The sequence below is a fragment of the Pseudoalteromonas neustonica genome (assembly GCF_001653135.1).
GTDB classification, from domain to species: Bacteria; Pseudomonadota; Gammaproteobacteria; order Enterobacterales; family Alteromonadaceae; genus Pseudoalteromonas; species Pseudoalteromonas neustonica.
On the sequence record NZ_BDDS01000001.1, the window covers coordinates 597628 to 622806 of the forward strand.

Annotated in this window: 21 protein-coding genes and 1 tRNA gene; 13 read left to right on the plus strand and 9 right to left on the minus strand. The window is 39.3% G+C overall.

Annotated features, from left to right (window positions below):
- Positions 1–227: 227 nt before the first annotated feature.
- Together A7967_RS02665 and A7967_RS02670 are read left to right on the plus strand one after the other, a co-directional pair.
- The gene (locus A7967_RS02665; RefSeq protein WP_054203254.1) at positions 228–971 is read left to right on the plus strand and encodes a sporulation protein; all 744 of its coding nucleotides are present in this window, start codon (positions 228–230) and stop codon (positions 969–971) included.
- Between the two features lie 331 nt (positions 972–1302).
- Positions 1303–1755, plus strand: coding sequence for a GNAT family N-acetyltransferase (locus A7967_RS02670; RefSeq protein ID WP_054203253.1), 453 nt, complete (start codon positions 1303–1305; stop codon positions 1753–1755).
- A gap of 23 nt (positions 1756–1778) precedes the next feature.
- Here the strand turns inward: A7967_RS02670 and A7967_RS02675 are convergent, their stop codons facing one another.
- The 6 genes from A7967_RS02675 to A7967_RS02700 form a co-directional block, all read right to left on the minus strand.
- Complete coding sequence (locus A7967_RS02675) at positions 1779–3131, minus strand: sodium-dependent transporter (protein WP_054203252.1); 1353 nt, start codon at positions 3129–3131, stop codon at positions 1779–1781.
- Positions 3132–3353: 222 nt separating this feature from the next.
- On the minus strand, positions 3354–4640 hold the full coding sequence (locus A7967_RS02680) for an ATP-binding protein (protein ID WP_054203251.1): 1287 nt from the start codon (positions 4638–4640) through the stop codon (positions 3354–3356).
- A 36-nt stretch (positions 4641–4676) separates the two neighbouring features.
- A complete protein-coding gene (locus A7967_RS02685) occupies positions 4677–5381 on the minus strand; it encodes a response regulator (RefSeq protein WP_054203250.1) in 705 nt (234 codons plus the stop codon).
- 12 nt (positions 5382–5393) lie between these two features.
- The gene (locus A7967_RS02690) at positions 5394–5786 is read right to left on the minus strand and encodes a DUF3019 domain-containing protein (RefSeq protein WP_082355640.1); all 393 of its coding nucleotides are present in this window, start codon (positions 5784–5786) and stop codon (positions 5394–5396) included.
- A complete protein-coding gene (locus A7967_RS02695) occupies positions 5776–6600 on the minus strand; it encodes a MipA/OmpV family protein (RefSeq protein WP_054203472.1) in 825 nt (274 codons plus the stop codon). Before A7967_RS02695 ends, A7967_RS02690 begins: the two co-directional genes overlap by 11 nt.
- 297 nt (positions 6601–6897) lie before the next feature.
- Positions 6898–7701, minus strand: a complete 804-nt coding sequence (locus A7967_RS02700) for a hypothetical protein (RefSeq protein ID WP_054203471.1) — start codon at positions 7699–7701, stop codon at positions 6898–6900.
- A 115-nt stretch (positions 7702–7816) separates the two neighbouring features.
- Between A7967_RS02700 and A7967_RS02705 the strand changes: the two genes are divergently transcribed.
- Both A7967_RS02705 and A7967_RS02710 read left to right on the plus strand, forming a co-directional pair.
- Complete coding sequence (locus A7967_RS02705) at positions 7817–8980, plus strand: serine hydrolase domain-containing protein (protein ID WP_054453909.1); 1164 nt, start codon at positions 7817–7819, stop codon at positions 8978–8980.
- A gap of 9 nt (positions 8981–8989) precedes the next feature.
- Positions 8990–9466 carry a histidine phosphatase family protein gene (locus A7967_RS02710; RefSeq protein ID WP_054203248.1) on the plus strand — a complete coding sequence of 159 codons (477 nt, stop codon included), beginning with the start codon at positions 8990–8992 and terminating at the stop codon, positions 9464–9466.
- 93 nt (positions 9467–9559) lie between these two features.
- Here A7967_RS02710 and yhbY read toward each other — a convergent pair whose 3' ends face one another.
- Complete coding sequence (gene yhbY / locus A7967_RS02715) at positions 9560–9856, minus strand: ribosome assembly RNA-binding protein YhbY (RefSeq protein WP_054203247.1); 297 nt, start codon at positions 9854–9856, stop codon at positions 9560–9562.
- Between the two features lie 88 nt (positions 9857–9944).
- Between yhbY and rlmE the strand changes: the two genes are divergently transcribed.
- The 8 genes from rlmE to A7967_RS02755 all read left to right on the plus strand — a co-directional run bounded on the left by rlmE (position 9945) and on the right by A7967_RS02755 (position 18746).
- On the plus strand, positions 9945–10574 hold the full coding sequence (gene rlmE / locus A7967_RS02720) for a 23S rRNA (uridine(2552)-2'-O)-methyltransferase RlmE (RefSeq protein ID WP_054203246.1): 630 nt from the start codon (positions 9945–9947) through the stop codon (positions 10572–10574).
- A gap of 57 nt (positions 10575–10631) precedes the next feature.
- Complete coding sequence (ftsH, locus tag A7967_RS02725) at positions 10632–12584, plus strand: ATP-dependent zinc metalloprotease FtsH (protein ID WP_197279051.1); 1953 nt, start codon at positions 10632–10634, stop codon at positions 12582–12584.
- A 102-nt stretch (positions 12585–12686) separates the two neighbouring features.
- Complete coding sequence (folP, locus tag A7967_RS02730; RefSeq protein ID WP_054203244.1) at positions 12687–13553, plus strand: dihydropteroate synthase; 867 nt, start codon at positions 12687–12689, stop codon at positions 13551–13553.
- Positions 13543–14892 carry a phosphoglucosamine mutase gene (glmM, locus tag A7967_RS02735; RefSeq protein WP_054203243.1) on the plus strand — a complete coding sequence of 450 codons (1350 nt, stop codon included), beginning with the start codon at positions 13543–13545 and terminating at the stop codon, positions 14890–14892. The genes folP and glmM overlap by 11 nt, the downstream gene beginning before the upstream one ends.
- A gap of 72 nt (positions 14893–14964) precedes the next feature.
- Positions 14965–15714 carry a triose-phosphate isomerase gene (tpiA, locus tag A7967_RS02740; protein WP_054203242.1) on the plus strand — a complete coding sequence of 250 codons (750 nt, stop codon included), beginning with the start codon at positions 14965–14967 and terminating at the stop codon, positions 15712–15714.
- Between the two features lies 1 nt (position 15715).
- A complete protein-coding gene (gene secG, locus A7967_RS02745; protein ID WP_054203241.1) occupies positions 15716–16057 on the plus strand; it encodes a preprotein translocase subunit SecG in 342 nt (113 codons plus the stop codon).
- Between the two features lie 91 nt (positions 16058–16148).
- Positions 16149–16233, plus strand: a tRNA-Leu gene (locus A7967_RS02750).
- An 887-nt stretch (positions 16234–17120) separates the two neighbouring features.
- Entirely contained in the window at positions 17121–18746 is a 1626-nt protein-coding gene (locus A7967_RS02755) for a methyl-accepting chemotaxis protein (RefSeq protein WP_054203240.1), read from the plus strand.
- Positions 18747–18981: 235 nt separating this feature from the next.
- Here A7967_RS02755 and A7967_RS02760 read toward each other — a convergent pair whose 3' ends face one another.
- Positions 18982–20139, minus strand: coding sequence for a chorismate mutase (locus A7967_RS02760; protein ID WP_054203239.1), 1158 nt, complete (start codon positions 20137–20139; stop codon positions 18982–18984).
- Positions 20140–20510: 371 nt separating this feature from the next.
- Between A7967_RS02760 and A7967_RS02765 the strand changes: the two genes are divergently transcribed.
- Positions 20511–23510 carry a bifunctional diguanylate cyclase/phosphodiesterase gene (locus A7967_RS02765; protein WP_099458958.1) on the plus strand — a complete coding sequence of 1000 codons (3000 nt, stop codon included), beginning with the start codon at positions 20511–20513 and terminating at the stop codon, positions 23508–23510.
- A 278-nt stretch (positions 23511–23788) separates the two neighbouring features.
- Here A7967_RS02765 and A7967_RS02775 read toward each other — a convergent pair whose 3' ends face one another.
- Entirely contained in the window at positions 23789–24994 is a 1206-nt protein-coding gene (locus A7967_RS02775; protein ID WP_082355695.1) for an aromatic amino acid transport family protein, read from the minus strand.
- Between the last annotated feature and the right edge of the window lie 185 nt (positions 24995–25179).

The following is a 25179-nucleotide window of genomic DNA, read 5'->3' on the forward strand; positions in this document are numbered from 1 at the left end:
TAGCGAAAGATCACTATATTTGAAAATAATAAAGCCATATTTCGTATGTTAGTTGATCGAGTAGTGTATTATTTATGTTTAAAAATCATGCAATGATTGTTTTTTCGTGTAAAAACGGCATAAATAGCAACATTTTCGCTGACAGCAGCTTTTAAATGTGGTTAAGATGCAGTAACAAAGGAATTTAAGTGGCACTTTTTAGAAGTAGGCGGCTTAAGGAGAAATAGATGTTTAAAAAGATTCTTGCATCAATAGGTATTGGTGCTGCAAAAGTTGATACTGTTCTTGAAACAGAACACCTGCAACCAGGGCAAATATTTAATGCTCAAATTGTTATTACAGCAGGTGACGTGAGCCAAGAAATTGCCGGTTTAGATTTAGCATTAGTCACCAAGGTAAAAGTAGAAGGTGAAGACGGTGCTTATTTTACGAATCATATAATAGATAAGTGGCGTATAACCGATATAGGCACATTGGAGCCGGGCGAGCAAAAACAGATACCTTTTGAAGCTCGCTTACACTCTGAAACCCCCATCACCGAAATTAATGCGGGTTCTAATCAATCACATGTATGGTTAGAGACCGGGCTTGATATTGATTTAGCGCTTGATCCAACAGATAAGGATCATCTGCATATATACCCTAATGATGCAGTAAATACGTTTATGCAAGCGATGGATAAATTGGGCTTTAGTTTAGTTAAAGCTGACGTGGAAAAAGGCTTTTTACGCGCAAGTACATTTGCTTCAGTATCAGGGTGCTATCAAGAACTTGAATATAGACCCAATAGCCGCAGTTTATTTGGCCTTAAAGAAATTGAATTATCATTTGTGCCTGAAGCTCATAAAACGCATGTATTAATCGAATTAGATAGGGCGTTTAGAGGTGATGGCTACGTAGATTTAACAATCGAACATGACCACGTGAATTTATCACAATTATGTGATCAGTTAGAACGCCTGCTTACATAAAGGTAGGTTAGGGCGTGTTGACCTTTCGTGATTGATTTTGCAGCAGTTTATTTGGTATTTAGACAAGGCAGCGCCTATGGTGTGTGGTTGCTCCCTATAAATAGGCGATAACGCAGTATAAATTCCAAACATGCGCTGCCCAAAGGGTTCTTCCTAGGGGCGATTAACTCTTTGTTGCTCGGTTTTTACTTAGCCCACTAGGTTACAAACCTCGCGCCGCGATTAAATCGCCCCTAGATTGGACAAATTTCAATCCACAAAGATCAACACGCCCTAGTAATTTTAATGAATAGCCCAGCATCGTCTGGGCTTTTTTTATAAGAGCACTTTGATGCAATTAGTAAGTAAGTTATTTTCACAGCTAAGTAGTACTGAATTATTTAATATAATGCGCGGCCGAGTTGATGTTTTTGTTGTTGAGCAGCAGTGCCCGTATCCAGAATTAGATGACGTAGACACTCAACCTGATACACAACACCTTTTTTGGAGTGAAGAGCCATGCTTGTACGCATATGCGCGTTGTTATGCCAAAAATGAGCAATACAGTGCTATTGGTCGTGTGTTAATTGAAAAGTCTCAGCGAGGTAAAGGGCTGGCTGCTATATTAGTCAAAGAGGCGATTCACTGTTGTTTAAAGCACTGGCCTTCGCGGGATATTTATATAGGCGCGCAGACATACTTACTCGACTTTTATAGTGAATTTGGCTTTGAAAAAACGGGTGGAGTGTATTTAGAAGATGGGATTGAACACCAAGATATGATTTTAAAAAACCGCTCAGTTTGATGAGCGGTTTTTATTACGTTGAATTAACCTAATAACGAACTTACAAACACTAAACCAATTGCTATTGGGCAAATGAATTTAATATACCATGGCCAAATTTTCCAAAATATACCATTAGCAACTTCTGGGCAGCCTTGTTGAATTTCAGTTAGTAAAGAGTTGCGATACCAAATCCAACCAACAAATAAGCAGCACATTAAACCTAGCAATGGTTGGCCAAATTTAGTTGTCAATGCGATAACAAAGCCGAATAAAGTGCCAAAGTTTAAAATAATAGTAAAACTGACCACCGCAATAATGGCGCCAATTAGCCAGGTAGCACTAAGGCGGTTTAATGAAAAGCGTTCAACGGCATATGAAACCGGTGCTTCTAACATTGAGATAGAAGATGTTAGGGCAGCAATGCTCATCAAAGCAAAAAATGCAAAGCCGACGAATAAACCAATAGTGCCCATGCCATCAAATAAGGCAGGTAAAACCTGGAATACTAAGGTGTCTTCTGATAATAGCTCGCCTGTCGCAGAGAATATTTCAACACCTTGCGCTTGAGCTACATACATCGCAGGGATAATTAATAAGCCCGCAACAAAAGCAATAAATACATCAATAAGTGTTACGTATGCACCCAAAGAAACTAAGTTTTCTTTTTTACTGATATAAGAGCCGTAAATTATCATTACACTTGTACCGAGTGATAATGAGAAAAAGGCTTGCCCTAATGCACTTACGAGTAACTCAGGGTCTAATATAGAACTGAAATCAGGGACCAAGTAGGCTTTAAGACCTGTCATGGCGCCATCTTGCATCATTACATAAATAATTAAAGCAAATAAAATGGAAAGTAATGCAGGCATTAAGCGTTTTGACCACTTTTCTATGCCGTTTTCTACACCTTTACTAATAATTGCTACAGTTAAGATTATAAAACCTGCAGTAAACAGTAAATCACGAGAAAGTGATTGCTCACTTAGCCATGTTGAAGCTGTTTGACTTCCAGCGAGTGTAGCCACCGGTTCTAGTGTCGCACTGATCATCCAGCCGGCCACAATGGCATAAAAACTTAAAATTAAACCAGCGCAAATTATGCCACCAAAACCGACCACAAAAGCGAAGTGTTTTTGCCAGCCATCATTCGATATTTTACGTAAAGAAGTTACGGCATTTGCTTGACCATGACGGCCAATTGTTAATTCAGCCATTAGTGCAGGGTAGGCTAAACAAAAAGCCAGCACAAGGTAGGCAACTAAAAATGCGGCACCGCCATTACTTGCGGTTTGTGTGGGGAAGCCCCAAATATTTCCAAGCCCCACAGCAGAACCCGCGGCGGCCATTATAAATCCAAAACGGGAGCTAAACTCCCCTCTTACTGCGCTCATAATTATTATTACTTCTCTATTTTGTGACGGCGCTGACAATCTACTGTAAATGCAAAAAAATAAAAAGCTCTTATTTTAGTGAATAAACGCTAAAAACGTAACATTGGACTTTTTTGCATCAATCAGTGAGCTTGTCCCTTTATGTTTTACCTATTAAGTGTTTGTTGTATAGGTATATAAATAGAGATACGATGACTGTAAAGCGTAACATTTTAATTACATTTACTCGTGGTTATGTATTTTCAAGGTAAAGCAAGCACCGCCGAGTCGTTCGCTTTTGCCAAGTTTAATAGTGCCGTGGTGCCAATCAGCGACTTTAGCAACAATCGCAAGCCCTAAGCCGTAACTTTGATCTGCTCTATTACGGTGATTTTGCTCTTGAAAAAAAGGGCTAAAGACTTTATGCCAATTTTGTTGGGCTATTCCCGGCCCATCATCTTCAACAATAAATGTGATTATGTGCCCTTGTCGTTTTGCCGTTAACACAATGCGGCTATGCGCAAAATCACAGGCATTGTTAAGTAAGTTAGTAATGGCACGCGCTAACCAATGCAGATCCGCTGTTAAATTTTCATTATCGCTGACTAATTCTAAATCAATAGTTTGATTGGCTAATTTAGGAGCTAATTGATTGATAATTGTTGCTAAATAATCATTCATTAATGTGTTTGAATAGGTAAGCTGATTTGCTTGTTGCTCTAAGGTTGCAAATGCTAAATAGCTTTTAAGCATGGATTCCATTTGATCTAAATCCGATTCCATGCGAGCTAAATAATGTTTTATTTTATCTTCATCATGACAATCAATCGCAGCATCTAAACCGAAGCGCAAACAGGCAATAGGAGTGCGTATATCATGAGATAAGCTAGACGCCATTAATTTGTTTTCATCAAGGAGTTTTTCAATTTGGCTCGCCATACGGTTAAATGTGCGCTCTACATCTTTTATATAAGTAAAGTGGGATACCTTAATACGTGCGCTTAAATCACCTACTGCAAACTTTTTAGCTGCGTCGTTCACAACACCTAAACGATTTGCTAATGGTGCAATAATAAACCCCATAAAAACACATAAACCAGCATAAAAAAGTAAGGTAAGTAACATGTCATTATGTTGTTCTTGTTGATGCAGCTTCTCTAGGCGTAGCTTTAAATGAAATGGTGAAAGTTGTGTATTTGTGTAGAGTAAATAAAAGCCTTGTTGATCTTCAAGGATGAGCCCACCAGGCGCACGCATTTGGGTAAGTAGAGAGGCCGGGAGTGCGAGTGACTGTGTAGCGCGATAGGTTAGCGGTAATGAAAATTGCTCTGCTAGATTTTGGGTAAAGCGAACACGTTTATCGAGAGGTTGAGCTATAATCTGCTGGCTAAACCCCATTAATATTTTACTTTGTAGAGCAAACTCATCTTCAGTGTGGTGAGTTTGCTGGCTAAATGCATCTATTAGCCAACCAAGTATCACAATAGATAACAAGGCGCTGGCAAGTAAAGAAAGATAAAACTTTTTCATGGGCTTGTTAAATACATAATAAAATTAACTGACGCATCACCATGCACTGGCGACGAGTAAATAGCCACGTCCCCAAATGGTTTTGATTTTTTCCGGGTGCTGCGGATCATCATTAAACTTTTTTCGTAACGCAGAGATAAGCACATCAACACTGCGATCCAACCCATCGTACTCTCGGCCTTTCGTTGCTTTAAATACAGCATCACGAGATACAACTTGGCCTGCATTACTGGCTAAGTATTGCAGTAGTAAATATTCAGCACTAGAGATAGGGTGCTCAACATTATCGACGAAAACATTTCGTGACTGTGTGTCTATTTTTAATAAACCAACTTGGATAATCGAATCATCAACCTTATTCTCACTATTATCATTGCTTAGTCGCAATGCTGCTTTGATACGAGCCAATAGTGCTCGAGGTCTGACTGGCTTCATTATATAGTCACTGGCGCCTACTTCTAACCCGATCACTTCATCCATTTCATCATCTCTTGCAGTGAGCATAATGATAGGGGATTGATAAAACTGGCGTAGCTCTCGACAAACACTGATCCCATCTTGGCCTGGCAGCATAATATCGAGTAAGATTAAATCAGGTTTTAGCTCTTTAACATGACTGACGACCTGATCGCCGCGAACACAAATTTGTGTGGTATAGCCTTGCTCAGTTAAGTATTCAGCGACCCACTGAGCGAGTGACTGATCATCTTCAACAAGTAAGATTGTGCCGTAATTGTCCATAGTGTTCTCTTTTTAAAAAAGGCGCCAGCGGCGTTTCTTTTGGCGGTTTTGATAAACCCACTGCAGCTGCACTTGTGCTGATGCGATGATTTTGCCTGTATCACTATTAATTAGTTCAAATGAAATGCTTTCAATCGAGTCAAATGCATAATTGAACTTCCCATTACTTTGTCTTAACCAGCATTGCATAATGTGCTTAGATGTTGCATCACGTAAGCAATAATTACCGAGTGTACTGTGTTGCCAGTTTAGCTCAACATCAGCGTAGCATTTGCGTCCTTCGCGTAATGCTACGCAGGTATCGGGTAGGGCTACTAAGCTATTATCTAATGGCTTTGTGTCGCTTGCATATAACGGGTTAATACCCAGCAACAATAATAAAATTACTGAAGCTTTAGAATACATAACGCACGCCCATCATCGCTTTATGCTGATACCCCTGAGATACAATTGGACTATTAACTATTTCATTGGAAAACCACGTTGATAGCCAACCACCTAAAAATACCCAATGCTGATTAAGCGGATATTCGGCGTGGAATTCAAATATCATACTTGTTGATGTGCCCGTATGATAAACGGGACGAGTTGGGGTTGCTTCACTTGGGGTAATGCCAAAATAGTAATTTGTAAAATCAGCAGAATATGCGCTAAAGCCTAAGCCGGTTCGAAACTCCCAGTTTTGCCACGGTAAAATATGGCTAAAAAAAGTATTTACGACCCAGCCATTATGCGCGCTAGAAATATCATGTAAGTATTCAAACGAAATCTGTGAATTTTCAAATCGTCGGGTAAGGCGCAGGCCAGTATCAAAATCATATCGACGACTTTTAATACCATCGAGCTCTTTAATAGTGCCCTCAGCGTATAGATCTAGACCTGTTTCGTTAAAGCCCGCTTGTATATTGGTGCCAAGAATATCCAGCCCCCAATCAAATTTATCTATCAGGCTATAACCAATAATGACACCACCACTGAGTTGACTGTGATCAATGTCTAAATAAAAGCGTTCGTAAGATAGGGCTAGGTTAATATCAAGTAACACGCCGTGACTATATGAATCCATACCAACTAAATAGGAATCTTCGATATAATAACCAGCGCCAGCGCTCCAGTCCCAGGCAAAACCTGCCGTCGGTTCTAGGGTATTGTCGGCATAATAACGATTACTTGCATAACTCGGGCTGTGCCATAAACACACACTGATCACAAATATCATCAGCTTTTGTAGTGGATTTTGTACCAATCGCATCCGTTATCCAAATAAATAAACAGTAATTAACTGTATTATATTGTCAAATAGTTATTTAAATCTGTAAAAAAATGTATTTGAGTGCAATAAATGTATTTATTTTTAAAGTAGGCGTTCCTCGGCGCTTTTGTAGTTGCCGAGGGGGGTATACTCAAATCACCTCAAAAAACGCCCAAGGGTTTGGTTTAAAAGATTTATACTGCGTTATTGATTTTAATAATAGAGCCATAATTAGAGGTTAAATAGTCCATTTATCACAGTGGTTTACTGAACTTTAATTTTATCAATTAAAATACTACTTAAATAGTAGTGCATCATAGGCGTTAAGGCGCTTACTTCTGTGCGATTACACGGCCCCTGAGTTTTAACTAAACTGGTTAGCTTTGAGATAGTTTGATAGCTAGGCACACTAATGTCTTGCTTTGCACGTGCAATTCGCGCTTGCTCTGTATTTTGTGCATGTATGAATGTTGCAATATCTAATTCATTGCTAATTATTTGTTCTTCGTTAAAAGTGTATATTAATGGCTCACGATGAAAACTTGCGCTGTCAATCGATGACTTACCAAACCATACAACATCACCAGATGCTTTATGTGTTAATCGCATGCTCACTTGTGCATTTATTGTTGCACATTGCTGAGAAGGGAATTGGGCTGCAATTTCATTAAATAGAGGGTAAGGGGTTTTAGGTGTTGACACCTGATATTTAGTATCATCAAGAAAGCTTAAATCTAATTGGTGAATTGAGAGTATATAGTCGCTATTATTTTGCTCTGTGACACGCAGATTAATCATCTCTAACGCATCGCTAATTTGTTTTTTTAGTGTATCTGTAACACTTGTTTTATCAGCAACTATTTTAATGCTTTGATTGCGTTTTAATTTATGGGCTGGTAATTGTACTGATTTTACTTTGGGGGATGCGTGCTCTGTTACGTATTTAACCTGATAAGTTTGACTTTTTAGTTGCGGTTTTTCTGGCATTGCTAAAAGCGGGGCAGGGGTTGGTGAAGTAACGCAGCCCGTTGTAATTAAAATAAAAGAAGCGATTGAAAAAAAACGAATTAGCACTGTAAAACCCTTATAAAATCAATTAATCGGCGCATTGTACGTGAGTCTAGTTAAAAGTTCATGGTATTATGAACTAAGAAACTTCCTAAATAGATTAAAATAATAAAAAATGAAGTACTCAGTCCCATTAATTTATTCTTTTATTTTACTGCTGTCGATGGTGTTTTTTCACCCCCGAGTGAACGCAGCCAACGAACAATGGCAAGCATTACTTAAAGACTATAACAAACATTTGCAGAACAAATTAAAAAGTAAAGGTATACCCGCCGGAGCGTTATCGATAGTCAATGGCCCAGATAATACATATGTTAAAGGTTTCGGTGTAACTAAATTAAAAAATGGCCAGCGAGTAAATGAATATACTCGATTTAGATTAGCCTCTGTATCAAAGACTTTTGCAGGCGCGTTGACAGCAAAACTAGTAGGACAAGGAAAGTTTTCATTAGATGACCCCGTAAGTAAGTTTATTCCAGAATTTGCGAATACTAGCTATAAAGATAACTTAAAAGTATTTCACTTATTAAGTCACTCTAGCGGCTTAGTGCCAAACGCCTATGATAATTTAATAGAATCACGGATGAACTATCCAGACATAGTCGCGAAGCTGCTAAGCGTGCAACCAATTTGCCAACCTGGGCAATGCTATGGCTATCAAAATGTCATGTTCAGCTTGATTGATGAGGTGATTATAAGCAGTACTCAAATGAGTTACTCGCGCTGGTTAAATGAATTTATTTTTTCTCCGCTACAAATGAAAAATGCCAGCGTTGGTTATCAGTCAATGGTCGCTGATGGAAACTATGCACATCCTCATGTACGTGGCCGTAAAAAGTGGCATACAGCAAAGCTTAAAAAGAATTACTATAAAGTTATTCCTGCGGCAGGTGTTAATGCAAGTGCCAGTGATATGGCTATTTGGTTAAAAGCACAACTAGGTTATTACCCAAGTGTGTTATCCAAAGATGAACTCGCCAGACAAACGCGTCCTTATACCCAAACGAAAAAAGAGCTGCGTCGTAGAGTATGGAAAAAACACCTAAAAGAAGCATATTATGGTTTAGGGTGGCGTGTATATAATTATGATAATGAAACAATTTACTATCATAGTGGGTGGGTACAAGGCTATCGAAGTGATTTAGTTGTGATCCCACATATGAATATTGGTTTCAGCTTAGTTTTAAATGCTGAAACAGGGTTAATTAACGAGCTTACAACAGACTTTATTAATCGTGTATTAGCTTATAAACAAGCGCAGTTAACTCCTAAACTTTAAAGGTATACGATGAAAATTTTATTAAGTGTATTGATAGTGTTTTTCAGTGCTTATATAAATGCACAACCAGAGCAAATATATTTGTTTCGTCATAGTGAAAAGCTAACAGATAAAGATCCACATTTATCAGCACGCGGAGAAATTAGAGCACAGCAATTACATTCTTTAATTAACACGCCAAAGACCGTTACGCTGTATAGCACCCACTATAACCGTACACTTGAAACAGCGGCACCATTAGCTGATCACTTTAAAGTAAAAATAGCTACATACGATCCAAGCAAGTTGGTTGCTCTACAACAAGACATACTCACTAAAAGTGGCACAGTTATTATTATTGGCCATAGCAATACAACCGTAGAATTAGCGCAATTATTTAATTCAGTAGAGTTGGAAAAAATGCCTGAAAGTGAATTTGACCGCTATTTTTTATTAAATAAGGAGTCACAGGGCTATACGTTAAATGATCTAAAGATGGGGTTTTAAGCAAAGTCATACAATTTAGAAAATTATTTAACCGTGTTTTTCAGGCATAAAAAAACCAGCGAGCGCTGGTTTTTTTTACAAAGAAGGAAAAGCCTAATTACGCGGTAATTGAATTTTCTTTTCTTCACTCTGGCGGTAAAGCACAATAACATGACCAATTGACTGTAACTTTTCAGCGCCAGTTTCACGAATAATTGCTTCAAAAATCAATGCTTTAGTTTCTCTGTCATCAGTAGGTACTTTTACCTTGATAAGCTCATGAATTTCTAATGCACTTTGAATTTCTACTAAAACACCTTCCGTTAAACCGTTTGAACCGAGTAAAACGACTGGTTTAAGAGAGTGTGCTTGACCTTTTAAAAACTGCTTTTGTTTGTTCGATAATTTCATGTTGTTACAAATTTTGCTGAATATGGCTTGAATTAAGGGTATTCTAACGCCATCTAGAGAATATTACTAATTAGTTGCGTGTTAATTTATGACGAATAAAAAACTTTCGGCCAGTTCACAGCGATGGTTGAAGGAACATTTTGATGATCCTTATGTTCACGAGGCACAAAAGAAAGGTTGGCGTTCTCGTGCGATTTTTAAACTCGACGAGATCCAAAATAAAGATAAATTATTACGCCCAGCTATGACCGTTGTTGACTTGGGCGCTGCGCCAGGTAGTTGGTCACAGTACTTAGTTGAAAAAATTGGCATGAAAGGGCAAGTGATCGCTTGCGATATTTTGCCGATGGATTCACTTGCAGGCGTTGACTTTTTACAAGGAGACTTTCGAGAAGAAGCTGTTTTAGATGCGTTATTAAATCGTATTGGCGGAAAAAATGTTGATGTAGTGCTCTCAGACATGGCACCTAACATGAGCGGTAATAGCTCCGTTGACCAAGCTGGAAGCATGTATTTAGTTGAGCTTGCGCTTGATATGTGTCACCAAGTATTAAAGAAAAATGGTGCATTTATTGTAAAAGTATTCCAAGGTGAAGGCTTTGATGAATACCTACAAAATGTACGAAGCAGCTTTAAAGCTGTAAAAATCCGTAAACCCGACGCTTCTCGTGCTCGTTCTCGTGAAGTATTTATAGTAGCGACAGGCTATAAACTGTAGTACAGTTGTCAGGCGTTTAGTTGAATTTAAATTAATTGGATACAAGAGGTTAACCCCTTGAGCGATATGGCGAAAAATCTAATACTCTGGCTGGTCATTGCAGTTGTGCTAATGTCAGTATTTCAGAGCTTTAATGGCGGCGATCAAATAGATCGTCAAACTAGTTACAGTCAATTTGTAAAAGATGCTAGAAATGGCTCTATACAAGAAGTGGCTATTGAAAGTACCAGTGGCACAATAACTGGTATTAAGTCTAATGGTGAGAAATTTCAAACCATTATGCCTATTTACGATAAAGATATTTTAAATGATCTACTAAAAAGTGATGTGAATGTAAAAGGCGTTAAGCCTGAAGAGCAATCATTTTTAGTAAGTATCTTGATTTCATGGTTCCCGATGTTACTACTGCTTGGTGTATGGATATTCTTCATGCGTCAAATGCAAGGTGGTGGCGGTAAAGGCGCAATGTCGTTTGGTAAAAGCAAAGCGCGCTTAATGAGTGAAGATCAAATTAAAACGACCTTCGCTGATGTTGCAGGTTGCGATGAAGCAAAAGATGATGTGACTGAGTTAGTGGACTTTTTACGAGATCCTTCTAAATTCCAAAAGTTAGGCGGTAGTATTCCTAAAGGCGTACTTATGGTCGGACCTCCTGGTACGGGTAAAACGTTATTAGCGAAAGCTGTTGCCGGTGAAGCCAAAGTACCATTTTTTACTATATCAGGTTCTGATTTCGTTGAGATGTTTGTTGGTGTTGGTGCTTCTCGTGTTCGTGATATGTTTGAACAAGCGAAAAAAGCAGCTCCTTGCATTATTTTCATCGATGAGATTGATGCCGTAGGTCGCAAACGTGGTGCAGGTATGGGCGGTGGTCACGACGAACGTGAGCAAACGCTAAACCAAATGCTTGTAGAAATGGATGGTTTTGAAGGCAATGAAGGTATTATTGTTATTGCAGCGACTAACCGTCCTGACGTATTAGACCCCGCTTTACTTCGTCCAGGTCGTTTTGACCGTCAAGTGGTGGTTGGTTTACCTGATATACGTGGCCGTGAGCAAATACTTAAAGTACATATGCGTAAAGTGCCATTAGGTGATAACGTTGAGGCATCTGTTATCGCACGTGGTACTCCGGGCTTTTCTGGCGCTGACTTAGCAAACCTTGTAAATGAAGCTGCTTTATATGCAGCACGTAGTAATAAACGTGTTGTTAGCATGGCTGAATTTGACGCTGCTAAAGATAAAATCATGATGGGCGCAGAGCGCAAAACCATGGTGATGAGCGAGAAAGAAAAAGAAATGACGGCTTACCATGAGGCGGGACACGCAATTGTTGGCCGCATGGTACCTGAGCATGATCCCGTTTATAAAGTATCGATAATACCTCGTGGCCGTGCACTTGGTGTAACTATGTACTTACCTGAACAAGATCGTGTTAGTCATTCTAAAGAGTTGCTTGAGTCAATGATTTCAAGTCTCTACGGTGGCCGTATTGCTGAAGCGCTTATTTATGGTGAAGATAAAGTAACTACGGGTGCAAGTAATGACATTGAGCGCGCAACGGATATTGCCCGTAAAATGGTTACACAGTGGGGCCTAAGTGAAAAGTTAGGGCCACTATTGTACGCTGAAGATCAAAACGAGATGTACATGGGTGGCGGCGGTGGTCGTTCTATGAGTATGTCAGATGAAACAGCAAAAGTGATTGATACTGAAGTTCGTTTACTCTCAGATCGTAACTATCAACGCGCCGAAGCAATCTTAAAAGATCATATTGATATATTGCACTCAATGAAAGATGCATTAATGAAGTATGAAACAATTGATGCGAAGCAGATTGATGATTTAATGGCGCGTCAGCCAGTGCGTGAACCACGTGATGCACATGATCGTCGTGACACGGCTGATAAAAAACCAGCTCCAGCTGAGACAAAAGCAGAGCCTGTTATTGAAAAAGATGAAAAACCAGCACAAAAAGATGAAACAAATCTTGATGATAAAGCTGAATAACAGTTAAAATAGCTAAACCAAAAGCCCCGATTGTCGGGGCTTTTTTGTAACTTATAAAATAAAGTACAAATATCAATGCAATGGATGTATTGAAGGTGATAGATGACCACAGTTAATTTACCTAGAGGTCGCAATTTACACCTCGACACCCCCGTAATTATGGGGATTCTGAATGTCACCCCTGATTCTTTTTCAGACGGCGGATGCTACTACCAAACTGACAGCGCTGTCATTAAAGCTCAAGATTTATTAGCCGATGGGGCCACTATTTTAGATATTGGTGGTGAGTCAACACGCCCTGGCGCGCCAGATGTCAGTCTCGAAGATGAATTAGCCCGCGTGATCCCCGCCATAGAAGCCATTCGAGCTCACAGTGATAATGCAGTAAATCGTAGCGTCATTTCAATAGACACCAGTAAAAGTGAAGTAATGCGCCAAGCTATTTTAGCGGGGGCAGATATTGTCAATGACGTGCGCGCTCTGCAAGAGCCTCTTGCATTGGAAACGGTGGCACAGTTTCCTGATGTTGCAGTGTGCTTAATGCATATGCAAGGTCAGCCGCGAACAATGCAAACTAATCCGCAGTATGACGATTTATTTGCAGATATTAATGACTTTTTCAAACAACGTATTAATGCATGTGAAACAGCGGGTGTTCAGCGTGAGCGACTTATTCTCGATCCCGGATTTGGGTTTGGTAAAAGCCTTAATCATAACTATGAATTACTCGCACGGTTTGATGAGTTTAATTGCTTTGGCCTACCTGTTTTAGCTGGGCTATCGCGTAAGTCGATGATTGGCAACTTATTAAATAGAGAAACCAGTGAACGCCTAGCAGGCAGTTTGGCTGGTGCACTAATTTCAGCGCAAAATGGCGCAAAAATAATACGCGTACACGATGTAAAAGAAACCGCAGATGTACTTGCTGTATGGCAGGCCTGTAAAAAAGGAACACACAATGAAAACTAGAAAATATTTTGGCACTGATGGTGTCCGTGGCATGGTGGGTGAGTACCCAATTACGCCAGAATTTGCCCTTAAACTTGGGTGGGCAGCAGGAAAAGTACTATCAAAAAATGGCACAAAAAAAGTCATAATTGGTAAAGATACACGTATATCAGGTTACATGTTAGAAACCTCTCTTGAGGCGGGGCTAATTGCTGCGGGTATCGATGTGGTTTTACTTGGTCCAATGCCTACACCTGCCGTTGCTTATTTAGCTCAGACCTTTCGTGCAGAAGCAGGTATTGTGATCAGTGCATCGCATAATCCTTATCATGATAATGGTATTAAATTTTTCTGCGGTCGCGGTTTAAAATTGGGTGATGAGGTAGAGCTACAAATTGAGGCGATGCTCGATGAGCCAATGACGTGTGTGGCATCAGATAAGCTTGGTAAAGCGCGCCGCCTAGAAAGTGCTGATGGTCGTTATATTGAGTTTTGCAAAAGCCAATTTCCCCAAGGGTTATCGCTTGAGGGACTAAAAATAGTACTCGATTGTGCTAATGGCGCAACTTACCATATTGCACCATCTGTAATGCGCGAGTTAGGCGCAGAGATCATTTGCCATGCATGTGAACCCAATGGTGTAAATATCAACTTAGAGTGCGGTGCAACGCATGTTGATGCATTAAAACGTAAAGTGCTTGAACATAATGCCGATGTTGGTATTGCTTACGATGGTGATGGCGATCGTGTGATGATGGTTGATCATAACGGCCGTGTATTTGATGGCGATGACATTGTCTATATTATTGCTTGCCAAGCTGCACAAGATGATATGTTAGGTGGCGGTGTTGTCGGCACTGTTATGTCTAATATGGGGCTTGAAAATGCGCTTAAAGCTAAAGGTATTGATTTTGCTCGAAGTAAAGTCGGGGATCGTTATGTTATGGAGCTTTTACAAGAAAAAGGCTGGAAAATTGGCGGTGAAAGCTCAGGACATGTACTAAACCTTGATCTGATCAGCACCGGTGATGGTATTGTTTCAAGCTTACAAGTGTTGGCAGCAATGGTTGCACAAAACCGCACTCTTAAAGACTTAGGGGCTGGCTTTACTAAGTACCCAATGAAAATGATCAACGTACGCTACAAGGCAGGAACAGATCCAACGCAAGCACCAGAAGTCATCGCTGCGGTTGCGCAAGTTGAAGAGCAACTTGGTGGTAAAGGTCGTGTTCTATTACGAAAATCAGGTACGGAACCTGTTATTCGCGTTATGGTTGAAGCTGAGCAAGAAAAAATAGTGCTGGATAGCGCACAAAAAATTGCCGCAGTTGTTGAATCTATGAGCAAACAAACTGATTAAGAACAATAACCTCTTGTAACTTTGGGCGAGTCGAGTTACTATCTCGCCCGCTTTCTTATGTGGAGTGGAAAAATGGCAATACGCAAGCCAATGGTCGCAGGCAATTGGAAAATGAACGGCTCGAAAGAGTTAGTACAGCAATTATCTGACGCAATCAACAACGTAAAATCAGATAAGATCGACGTTGTGATCTTTCCACCTTATCCATTGTTACCAATGCTAACAGCAGCGGGTGTAACAACTGGGGCGCAAACAGTTTCAGAAAATGAAGCTGGTGCATTTACTGGTGAAGTTGATGCGCAATTAATTAAAGATTTAGGTGGCGAATATACGTTAGTTGGTCACTCTGAACGCCGTAATATTTATGGCGAAAGCAATGACACTGTAGCGGCTAAATTTTCTCGCGCCCAACAAGTGGGCTTAACACCTATTTTATGTGTTGGAGAAAGCGAAGAGCAACGCGAACAAGGTCAAACTGAATTAGTCGTTGCTGCACAAATTGATGCGGTAATTGATAAATTAGGTCTAGCAGCACTGAAAGATTCTGTGATAGCATATGAGCCCGTTTGGGCCATTGGCACAGGTAAGACTGCATCGCCTGAACAAGCACAAAATGTGCACAAATTTATCCGTGATAAAATTGCTGATAAAAACAGTGATTTAGCACAAGGGTTGACCATCCTTTATGGTGGCAGCGTAAATGAAAAAAATAGCGAATTATTATTTGCACAACCAGATATAGACGGTGGCCTAATTGGTGGCGCTAGTCTAAAAGCAGGCTTATTCACTGCTATCTGCGAAAGTGCAAAAGGGACCGTGTAAGATGTACGAAATTTTATTAGTAGTTTATTTAGTTGTGGCTTTAGCGCTTGTTGGAATGGTATTAATTCAGCAGGGCAAAGGCGCAGACATGGGTTCATCATTTGGTGCTGGCGCTTCTGCAACCGTTTTTGGTTCGTCAGGTGCTGGTAACTTCATGACTAAAACAACAACAATCTTAGCTACAATATTTTTTGTACTAAGTATTGTGCTGGGTAACTTAACCGCAGGTCAAATAAAAAGTGGTGACCAGTGGGATGACCTATCACAAGAAGAGACGGTTGTACCTGTTAGTGTTGATGCGCCTAAAGCTGAAACAAAAGAAGAGACTCACGTACCTAATTAATTCTTTAGTTAATAATTAGTTACTAGTTAAACGATTTACAGACCTCGCGTAAATCACTAAGTTTAACACATAAAGCAAAAGCTTTAAAAATGCGGTTGTGGTGGAATTGGTAGACACGCTACCTTGAGGGGGTAGTGCTTTAGGGCGTGGGGGTTCAAGTCCCCCCAACCGCACCATATTATAAAACCCAGTAACAGTAATGTTACTGGGTTTTTTTGTCAGTAGGCTATGCACAGCTCTGTATAATACCAATCAGCATAAATATTTGAACAATTTAACGAATTAAATCACGCTATAACGTCGTTAAAAATTTTTTATTTAGAACAACTAGGGCGTGTTGACCTTTGTGGATTGAAATTTGTTCAATCTAGGGGCGATTTAATCGCGGCGCGAGGTTTGTAACCTAGCGGGCTAAGTAAAAACCGAGCAAAGCTTCCGCGTCCTGCTCACGCCCCTTACCTACATCCGTGTAGGTAACAAAGAGTCAATCGCCCTAGGAAGAACCCTTTGGGCAGCGCATGTTTGGCATTTATACTGCGTTATCGCCTATTTATGGGGAACAACCACACTGCATAGGCGCTGACTTGCCTAAATACCAAACATACTGCTGTAAAATTAATCACGAAAGGTCAACACGCCCTAGATATAAAAATTTTTGCCTAGTTTTCTTGTCATTAAATAGACCCCATATCTACCCAGATTGGTATAATCCTAATTGCATTAAATAAGTATTTTGCTATAGCGATAAAAAATAACTAATTAAGCAATACAAATAAATTATGGCGTAACGTTGTTCTCGCGATTGCTTTTGGATTTCCCTACTTTGAGTATATAAGTGATTTTAACGCAGTTAATTATTGAGCGGATTACTCGCTAGAAAAATCACGATTTTAATAAAGTAGCTATAATAAGTCACATAATTAAGATGATAACGCCAAAATAGTATTTATTTTCCTTAAATTCAGCAAAATCACATTAAAAAGCTAGAAAAATTACAAATATAGTTAACACTTATAGCTAATAGGCCGATAATACGTATAGCTAAAATAATAGGGTAAATAGTATGGCTTCAAGCTTATCTTTTCAAAATATCAGTATCACTAAAAAAATTCATGCGATCACTAGTATTGCCGTGATTGCATTTGTGGTGATAGTGTTGAATAACTATATTGCCATGGATGACAATCGTGTTTCATTAGATGAATTAGAAAAAACATCTTATCAGGTCGTTAAACTAACATCTGCTAATGTAGGGCTTCTTGAAAAACTTGATGAGCTTTACACACAGGCGGTTACTTTTGGCGAACAAGATCTCGTTGATAAAGCCACCAAAACATATTCAAATTTAACAGAGAATCTGGATTCAATTAGTTCTCTCAGTTCAAACTATATTGATAATCAGGCTCGTAATCAGTTGTCTAATTACTCAAAAATATCATCTCAAATTGCAAATGATATGATCAACGGGACAGCTGACTTTGAGAAAATTCAGCAACAGGCAAAATCAAAAACAACGATGTATAACTCGGTACTACAAAGTTTTAAATCTGCGCAACAACGTGCAGATGATCGCTTCTTTGAATTAGTACAAAGCACTAAGTTGCGCTCAGATAATGCGTTAACGTTAATGTTAGTTGTTTCGTTTGTTTCTCTATTACTATTACTTTTTATGGCAATTTTAATTGCAAGAGGAATAGGTTCAGCTGCAAGTGATGCTGCAGATAATTTACGTCTCCTTGGAGAAGGTAAAGGGTCATTAAGTACTCAGCTCGCAGTGCGTTCAGAAGATGAGATAGGCCAAGTTGCAATTAATTTCAATATTTTTATAGCGCTATTGAAAAAATCAGTTCTCGATGTAATGTCAGTGTGTGAACCCCTCATGGAAAACTCAACACGCTTAGTGCAAGGTATGGAACAAGCTGAAAAAGCAACCGCTAAACAAACTACAGAGGCTGAAGTTGTAAAGCAATCTATGGAAGAAATGAAGCAAAGTGTTGGAGATATCTCTCAATCTGCTGCGAATGCATCGAGGGCTGCGCAAACGGCGGAAAAAGAAGTAGAGCAAAGCCGCTCTCAAATAGAAACGGCTGTTTCAGAGTCTAAAACATTAAGTAATGAGATAAACCATGCAGCTACAACGATTAATAAATTGGCTGACGATACGAAGAATGTAACGCAAATTTTAAATGTGATTACTGCGATAGCAGAGCAGACTAATCTTCTTGCGCTTAACGCTGCGATAGAGGCGGCTCGTGCGGGTGAACAAGGGCGTGGTTTTGCTGTAGTAGCTGATGAAGTTCGTGAGCTTGCTTCACGTACAGCAAAATCAACAAATGAAATTCGTGAGCTACTAAACACTTTAACAAGTGCTGCTAATGAATCAGTAAGTGCAATGACATCAGCGCGAGATATGGCAACAAACAATGCAATTGCGGCAGAGAGTACAGGTATATCGATTGAAAAAATTGCCGAGCAAATGCTTGAAATCAATGGAATGAACTCGCAAATTGCCGCTGCAACAGAAGAGCAAACATCTGTGGCTGCAATGGTTGTTGAGAACGTTTCGAACATGCATATGTCATTTGAAGATACAATGCAGTCACTTGCTGCAGTAAGAGATGTGGCTAAAAATCTACATTATCTATCTGATAACTTATTAGATGCTACTGCTAAATTTAAAGTTGAGTAATCTACTTAAGTATTAAAACTTTAATAGGTTAGGGCGTGTTGACCTTTCATGATTGATTTTGCAGCAGTCTATTTAGTATTTAGGCAAGGCAGCGCCTATGGTGTGCGGTTGTTCCCCATAAATAGGCGATAACGCAGTATAAATGCCTTTAAAATCCAATACCTGAGGGTATTGGATTTTTTACGTCTATAGACTGAAAGAGCGGTTTATTTTATTTAACCTGAACTTAGGTTATTTAGCTCTCAACACTGACAGCTTGTAGTGATTCACTTTGATAACAACCTAATATACGCACATACTGGGTGTGCTTTTTGAGTTCTTCAAAGGCTTGTTTTACTTGGCTGTCGACTAAATTTGCTTCTAGATCTACATAAAATACCTCTTCCCATGGATTACCAGGAACAGGGCGGGATTCTAATTTCACCAAATTAATATTGTGGTGTTTAAAAATCATTAAGGCATCAGCAAGTGAGCCTGCTTGTTGCTTTGTTGCCATAATCAAGCTTGTTTTTGTTGGGATCTGTTTTGATACTTGTAACGGTTTACGTGCAACAACGATGAAGCGGCTATGGTTTTCACGCTGATTAGCAAGGCCAGACTTTATGACTTCTAAACCTACGTTTTTGCCTGCCTGAGCTGAACCAATCGCTGCGCTATTTGGTGTATCTAAAGCTAACTGTAGAGCACTGGAAGTTGAATCACAGGTTTCGTGTTGAATATCACCTAGCCCTTGTAAAAAGCGGCTACACTGCGCAAATGGCTGTGGGTGAGCAAAAATTTTAGTGAGTTGACTAAGTTCAGTCTCAGGGGTCACTAATAAACAGTGTTCTACGCTATGTGTGACTTCACCAACAATCGACACTTGGGCGTGCTGTAATAAGTCAAACACTTCATTGATACTACCTGAACTGGTATTTTCAATGGGCAGTAGACCGTAATCAGCTTGGCCACTCTCAACTTTTCCAGTTATCTGCTCAAAGCTAGAACAACCCATTTCGACTAGTTTACCTGGGCGACGACTAAAGTATTTATGACACGCTAATTGGCTATAAGAACCTTGCCCACCTAAATAAGCCACGCGATGAGTTTCATTCATCACCCCAGGGTTAAGATTTTTTTGTAACATAGCTTGTTGATTTAAAACTGAATCTTCAAGAATTGTTTGAAAAACGTTATTTACATAATACGCATCTAAACCGAGAGACTTACCATAACCTATAAGCTTCTCAAGTAAGGCGTGTTCACGGGCTTCGTCACGGATAGGTTTATTATTGGCAATTTTATATTCAACAACACCATGACTAATACGACGGCGCTTTGCCAATAAAACGAGCAGATCAGAGTCAATTTCATTGATATCATGTCTGAGTGAATTAAGTACTTCATTTGTCATTTTGGGTTCCTCATTCCAAAAGTTACCTTTGCAGGTAATACAAATAAAAAAGCCTCCCAGTTGGGAGGCTTTGCTATTCGGTTGATTAAATCTCGCAAACAGGTAAGCCTCTTCTATTCAATAAAGAAAAAGAAGCTAAAAAATGAAAAGGTAGTGTGCGAGAATTTTCTGTTCATGGCTTTAATGTATGGAGAGTAGGCTATAAAGTCAACACTCTATCGGACTTTTATCAATAACTATGAATGTTTATTTTTTTACTTGGTTTTTTTTAGCTATATTCACAAAAAATTTATAAATCTAAATAGGGATCTGGTATATTTCTTCTTGTTGATTCAAATAATAACAATTATTAATAAAAATAAGGTTGGCCTGTGGTATATCGACGCCCACCATCACGTTTTGGTGTGAATTCATTAAGTATGAAGTTATCACTACTTATCTCAGCAATTTGTTTGATTGCTGGTATTTGTGCTGCCGCTTTGATGCTTAAATCAGAAGAAAAGCAATTAGTGTTTGAAGAGCATGAAATGCTCAAACACTCTAGTGAACGTTTGATTCGTCAATTTAATAACTTAGTCAAAACAAAAGTTAATATAGCGGAGCAGGCAAATAACGTTGTCACCAATCAATTATTTTATGATTCATCTCAGTTGGTCAGCAATCAAAATGCTAAACTAAGCTTTGATACCGACGGCACTATTCGAAGCGCCGCTGAAGATGGTTTATCGGCGGCTTTTATGCCGCAGTCTAAATTTACTCCTTTTTATAAAAAGCTAATTAACGACTCTGAATCACTTTGGAAGATCGTATCACCAACATTAACTCAAGATTTTTTTAACTTTTATCTTGTTACCAAAGATAACTTTATTCGCATAGCCCCACCAAATTGGGCATTGAATGTCACAGGGAGTCATCAATTTACAAGCCGCACTAGCTTTAATTATGCACAAGAAGCACTCAATCCAACACGTGAGGCTGTCTGGTCAAAGGTTTACTACGATGAAATTTGGCATAAATGGGTTATCAGCGTACTTGTGCCAATTTATTTGGAAAATAATTTTTTAGGTGTTACCGGCAGCGATTTGGCATTAAATACGCTGATCTCTCAGTTACCAATAGGTGACAATGAGCAGCACTTATTTGTGTTTGATGGGCAAGGGCAATTATTGGCACACCCAAAGTTAAATGAAAGTATTTATGAACAATATGGTCAGGCTGGGAGATCGTTATTAACGAATGATTTTGTTAATGGGTCATTACAGGAGCTAATTAATCAAACGATCAAAATGCGCCTACCAGAGTATGCTGATTCGTTTATTCAAGACAATGAAACACATATTATCAATATTAGAAAAGTTGAGCATTTAGATTGGTATATAGGTATTTATAAAAAACGTTCATCTGCACTGTCAGCATTAGAAGAATTGAAAGTGAAGTTTTTTGGATTGTTTATTCTCTATGCAATACTTGTCGCTTTATTATTACATCAAGCACTTTACCAGCTTGTGCTGCGTCGTATTCATTCACTGGTAAATGCTGTAACAAGTTTTGGTAAAGGTCATTTACAAATAGAGTTTCCAAAAGCGAATAAAGATGAAATTGGCACGCTTAATGGCTCGTTTCGTGATATGGCGGTTGAGATCCGTAAATTAATAGACGGTTTAAACCAACGTATCACAGAGAAGGAAATTGCAGAAAAAGCCGCTAACAAGTTATCCAAAGCGGTAGCATTCTCTGGTACGGGGGTAGTGATAACAGATCAAAATTTTGTCATTGAATATGTAAATCCAAAAATGCTAGAAATGAGTGGCTTTGATGAAAGTCACTTTATGCAATCACCTTTACTAAGTATTATTGCCACTGAAATGGCTATTTTGGTTGATGATATAGATGTTGATTTACGCAGCCGAAATTATTGGCGTGGCGACACCTTGATCCAAGGGCAAGGAAAAAAGCCAATTTGGGTATCCTTGAGCATTTCCCCAATTAGAGAAGAGGGTGGGTTAATCTCAAGCTATGTTGCATCTGCTCAAGATATTTCATTTGTAAAAGAAAGCCAGCGAAAAATGGAGCAGTTGGCATACTTTGATACGTTAACAGGGTTAGCTAATCGTACTTTTTTCAGAATGCAGCTTCGTAAATCAATGGCATTAGCAGAACGAGGGCATTATGCTTTTGCTTTATTTTATTTTGATTTAGATGAGTTTAAACGCATTAATGACACGCTAGGGCATGATGCGGGAGATCAGCTACTTGTTGAAGTTGCAAATCGCTTAAAGAAACGACTTCGAGCTGAAGATACCATTGCGCGTTTAGGTGGCGATGAATTTGCCGTGCTACTAAGTGGTATTGAACGCCAAGAGCATGCAATGGATGTAGCCAACACGATTCAAAAAACCCTTAATGTGCCAATAATGCTTGGAAATAATGAAGTAATTATTAGTGCCAGTATTGGTATTACAATGGCGCCATATGATAGCCAAGAAGAAGATCAATTATTAAAGCATGCTGATCTGGCAATGTATGAGGCAAAAGCAAAAGGGCGAAATACTTACCACTTTTATAGCCAAGAACTCAATGCAGCAGCTAATGAAAGGCTATTCATTGAAAATGAACTACGTTTAGCCCTTAAAGAGAAGCAGTTTGTGCTTTACTATCAACCTCAAGTTGACAGCAAAACACAACATGTAGTCGGTTATGAGGCACTTATACGTTGGTTCCATCCAACACAGGGCATGATCCCACCAACAAAATTTATACCAATAGCAGAAGCGACGGGCTTAATTGTAGAGTTAGGTGCCTGGGTATTGCAGGAGTCATGCGAGTTTGCTGCAAGATTAGCTGCACAAGGGCGAGAGAATAATATTTCAATAAACCTGTCAGCTCGTCAGTTTAAAGACGCTAATTTAGTGCCCTTGCTAGCATCAATGATAAGACAAACAAATGTACCAGCTAGGCGATTGCACTTAGAGCTGACTGAAAGCATGTTGATGGGGAATGTTGAAGCGGCAATTACGCAATTACATCAATTAAAAGCGTTAGGGGTGTCAATTTCTATTGATGATTTTGGGACAGGTTATTCGTCACTGAGTTATTTAAAGCGTTTCCCGGTTGATATTCTAAAAGTAGACCGTTCGTTTGTAAAAGATATACCCGAAGATACAAACGATATGGAAATTACCGCAGCAATCATCGCAATGGCGCAAAAGTTAAAACTAAATGTTGTAGCTGAAGGCGTAGAGACAATAGAGCAAGTGGCGTTTTTACAGAACAACAATTGCTTCATAGTTCAAGGGTATTATTACAGCCCGCCAATTCCTGAAAGTGAGCTTCCTAAGTTATTTGAAAAGCTCAATGACACAATAAAATAAGTACTTTAAAAGGCACCATGCAAGGTGCCTTTTTCATAGATATACCCAAACCACCTTAGGATGTAGACTTCAGCGTTTCACTGGTGTTTATAATATCAAGGCGTTACTTTGCAACAATGGCTGTCCCTTTTAAGAAGTAACAACGATGAGAGTAAGCGCCGGTGAAATGCCCAAAGGATTGGTTTAAAAGCGATTTATTTGCAATCAATGCCTTGCCTAAATCGCTTTTAATTCCAACTGAAACTTGTATATTGAGGTGGTTAGGGTATAAAGCAGGTTTACCCAATTGCTGGAATAAGTCCCGCCATTTGCAACCCCTGAGCACTAATTATGAGCACTCCACATAGGCCCGCTACCATTAGCCCTATGTTACCGCCTCGAACTGTGTAGCCTTTACGGTTGTTGTTGCTATTACGTTGCTTATAAACCATCGTAACAGGCAAAAAAACAGCCAATACAACAAGTGCAATAGCAGCATAGCCCAATGCCATTATAAACCCTTGAGGATAGAAAAGTGCAAAGCCAAGAGGTGGAATAAACGTGATTAAAGCGGTTTTTATTCTGTCTCTGCTGCCATCACCTTTTTTAAATGCATCAGCAAAAAAGTCAAACAACCCTAAGCTCACACCCAAGAATGAAGTTGCCAACGCTAAATCGGCAAATAAATTAACGGCGGTTGCCACGGCTGAATTATTTGCAATATTTGCCATGCTAGCAACAAAACCGGGTAACCCTGTACTTTTTAGTAACTCTGCTTGGCTCATCATACCTTGGCTAATTAGCTGCCAAAATATATAAATCACTAAAGGCAGCGCAGCGCCTGTTATCATTACACGACGAAGTGTTTTAATATCAAGGCCTACATATTTTACGATAGACGGAATAGAGCCATGAAAACCAAAAGAGGTAAATATAACAGGAATAGCGGATAGAATAAGCCCTTGTTCAATTGGCATTTCAAGTAAATGCTGGCCATGAACATAAGGGGTTAGCATGTAAAATAGGCTAGCAAGTACAACTATTTTAATGCTAAACAGCACACGGTTTAGCTTATCAACCTTGCTTGTGCCCATTGTAACAACTGTGCCGATAACAATTGCGAGAATGATAGAACCTATTTGTGGGGCAATATCAAAATTGAAAGCATTATTTATTTTTTCTTGTAGTTGCGCGCCGCCACCGGCGATATAAGCTGCACAGAGCGCGTAAAACAAAAACATGACAGAAAAGTTAGCCACGTATTGCCCACGCTTGCCAAGCCAAGATTTAGCTAACGTATTGAGCGTAGCATCACGATCGGCATGTTGATGTAATTCCAGCATGAGTAGTGCCGTATAGGTCATTAGTACCCATGTAGCAATGATTAAACTTAATGCAGTTGTAAACCCTAATCCTGCGGATGCGATAGGAAGCGCGAGCATCCCTGCGCCTATAGTGGTACCTGCAACAATTAACATGCTGCCTATTGTTTTATTTTTAAGCACTTTTTGCCCCTAAAACTACGTGAGAGGCAGGCAAGATATAACTAGTTGAAGCAAACTTAAATAGTTTTGTTATAAATCAAAGAAATTAACTGTAACTTATGATTTACAAGCATAGTATCTAGTACGCGTTTTTAGCGACTGCGTGGCATAATAAAAAGCAGTAAAGAGTGTTGACTTATTAACCA

Coding starts and splice junctions, on each gene's coding strand:
- rlmE (WP_054203246.1), top strand. CDS start 9,945: ATGACGAATAAAAAACTTTCGGCCAGTTCACAGCGATGGTTGAAGGAA.
- A7967_RS02710 (WP_054203248.1), top strand. CDS start 8,990: ATGAAAATTTTATTAAGTGTATTGATAGTGTTTTTCAGTGCTTATATA.
- A7967_RS02685 (WP_054203250.1), bottom strand. CDS start 5,381: ATGGACAATTACGGCACAATCTTACTTGTTGAAGATGATCAGTCACTC.
- A7967_RS02755 (WP_054203240.1), top strand. CDS start 17,121: ATGGCTTCAAGCTTATCTTTTCAAAATATCAGTATCACTAAAAAAATT.
- A7967_RS02690 (WP_082355640.1), bottom strand. CDS start 5,786: ATGTATTCTAAAGCTTCAGTAATTTTATTATTGTTGCTGGGTATTAAC.
- A7967_RS02760 (WP_054203239.1), bottom strand. CDS start 20,139: ATGACAAATGAAGTACTTAATTCACTCAGACATGATATCAATGAAATT.
- A7967_RS02705 (WP_054453909.1), top strand. CDS start 7,817: ATGAAGTACTCAGTCCCATTAATTTATTCTTTTATTTTACTGCTGTCG.
- A7967_RS02695 (WP_054203472.1), bottom strand. CDS start 6,600: ATGATATTTGTGATCAGTGTGTGTTTATGGCACAGCCCGAGTTATGCA.
- A7967_RS02680 (WP_054203251.1), bottom strand. CDS start 4,640: ATGAAAAAGTTTTATCTTTCTTTACTTGCCAGCGCCTTGTTATCTATT.
- glmM (WP_054203243.1), top strand. CDS start 13,543: ATGAAAACTAGAAAATATTTTGGCACTGATGGTGTCCGTGGCATGGTG.
- tpiA (WP_054203242.1), top strand. CDS start 14,965: ATGGCAATACGCAAGCCAATGGTCGCAGGCAATTGGAAAATGAACGGC.
- secG (WP_054203241.1), top strand. CDS start 15,716: ATGTACGAAATTTTATTAGTAGTTTATTTAGTTGTGGCTTTAGCGCTT.
- folP (WP_054203244.1), top strand. CDS start 12,687: ATGACCACAGTTAATTTACCTAGAGGTCGCAATTTACACCTCGACACC.
- yhbY (WP_054203247.1), bottom strand. CDS start 9,856: ATGAAATTATCGAACAAACAAAAGCAGTTTTTAAAAGGTCAAGCACAC.
- A7967_RS02665 (WP_054203254.1), top strand. CDS start 228: ATGTTTAAAAAGATTCTTGCATCAATAGGTATTGGTGCTGCAAAAGTT.
- A7967_RS02670 (WP_054203253.1), top strand. CDS start 1,303: ATGCAATTAGTAAGTAAGTTATTTTCACAGCTAAGTAGTACTGAATTA.
- A7967_RS02675 (WP_054203252.1), bottom strand. CDS start 3,131: ATGAGCGCAGTAAGAGGGGAGTTTAGCTCCCGTTTTGGATTTATAATG.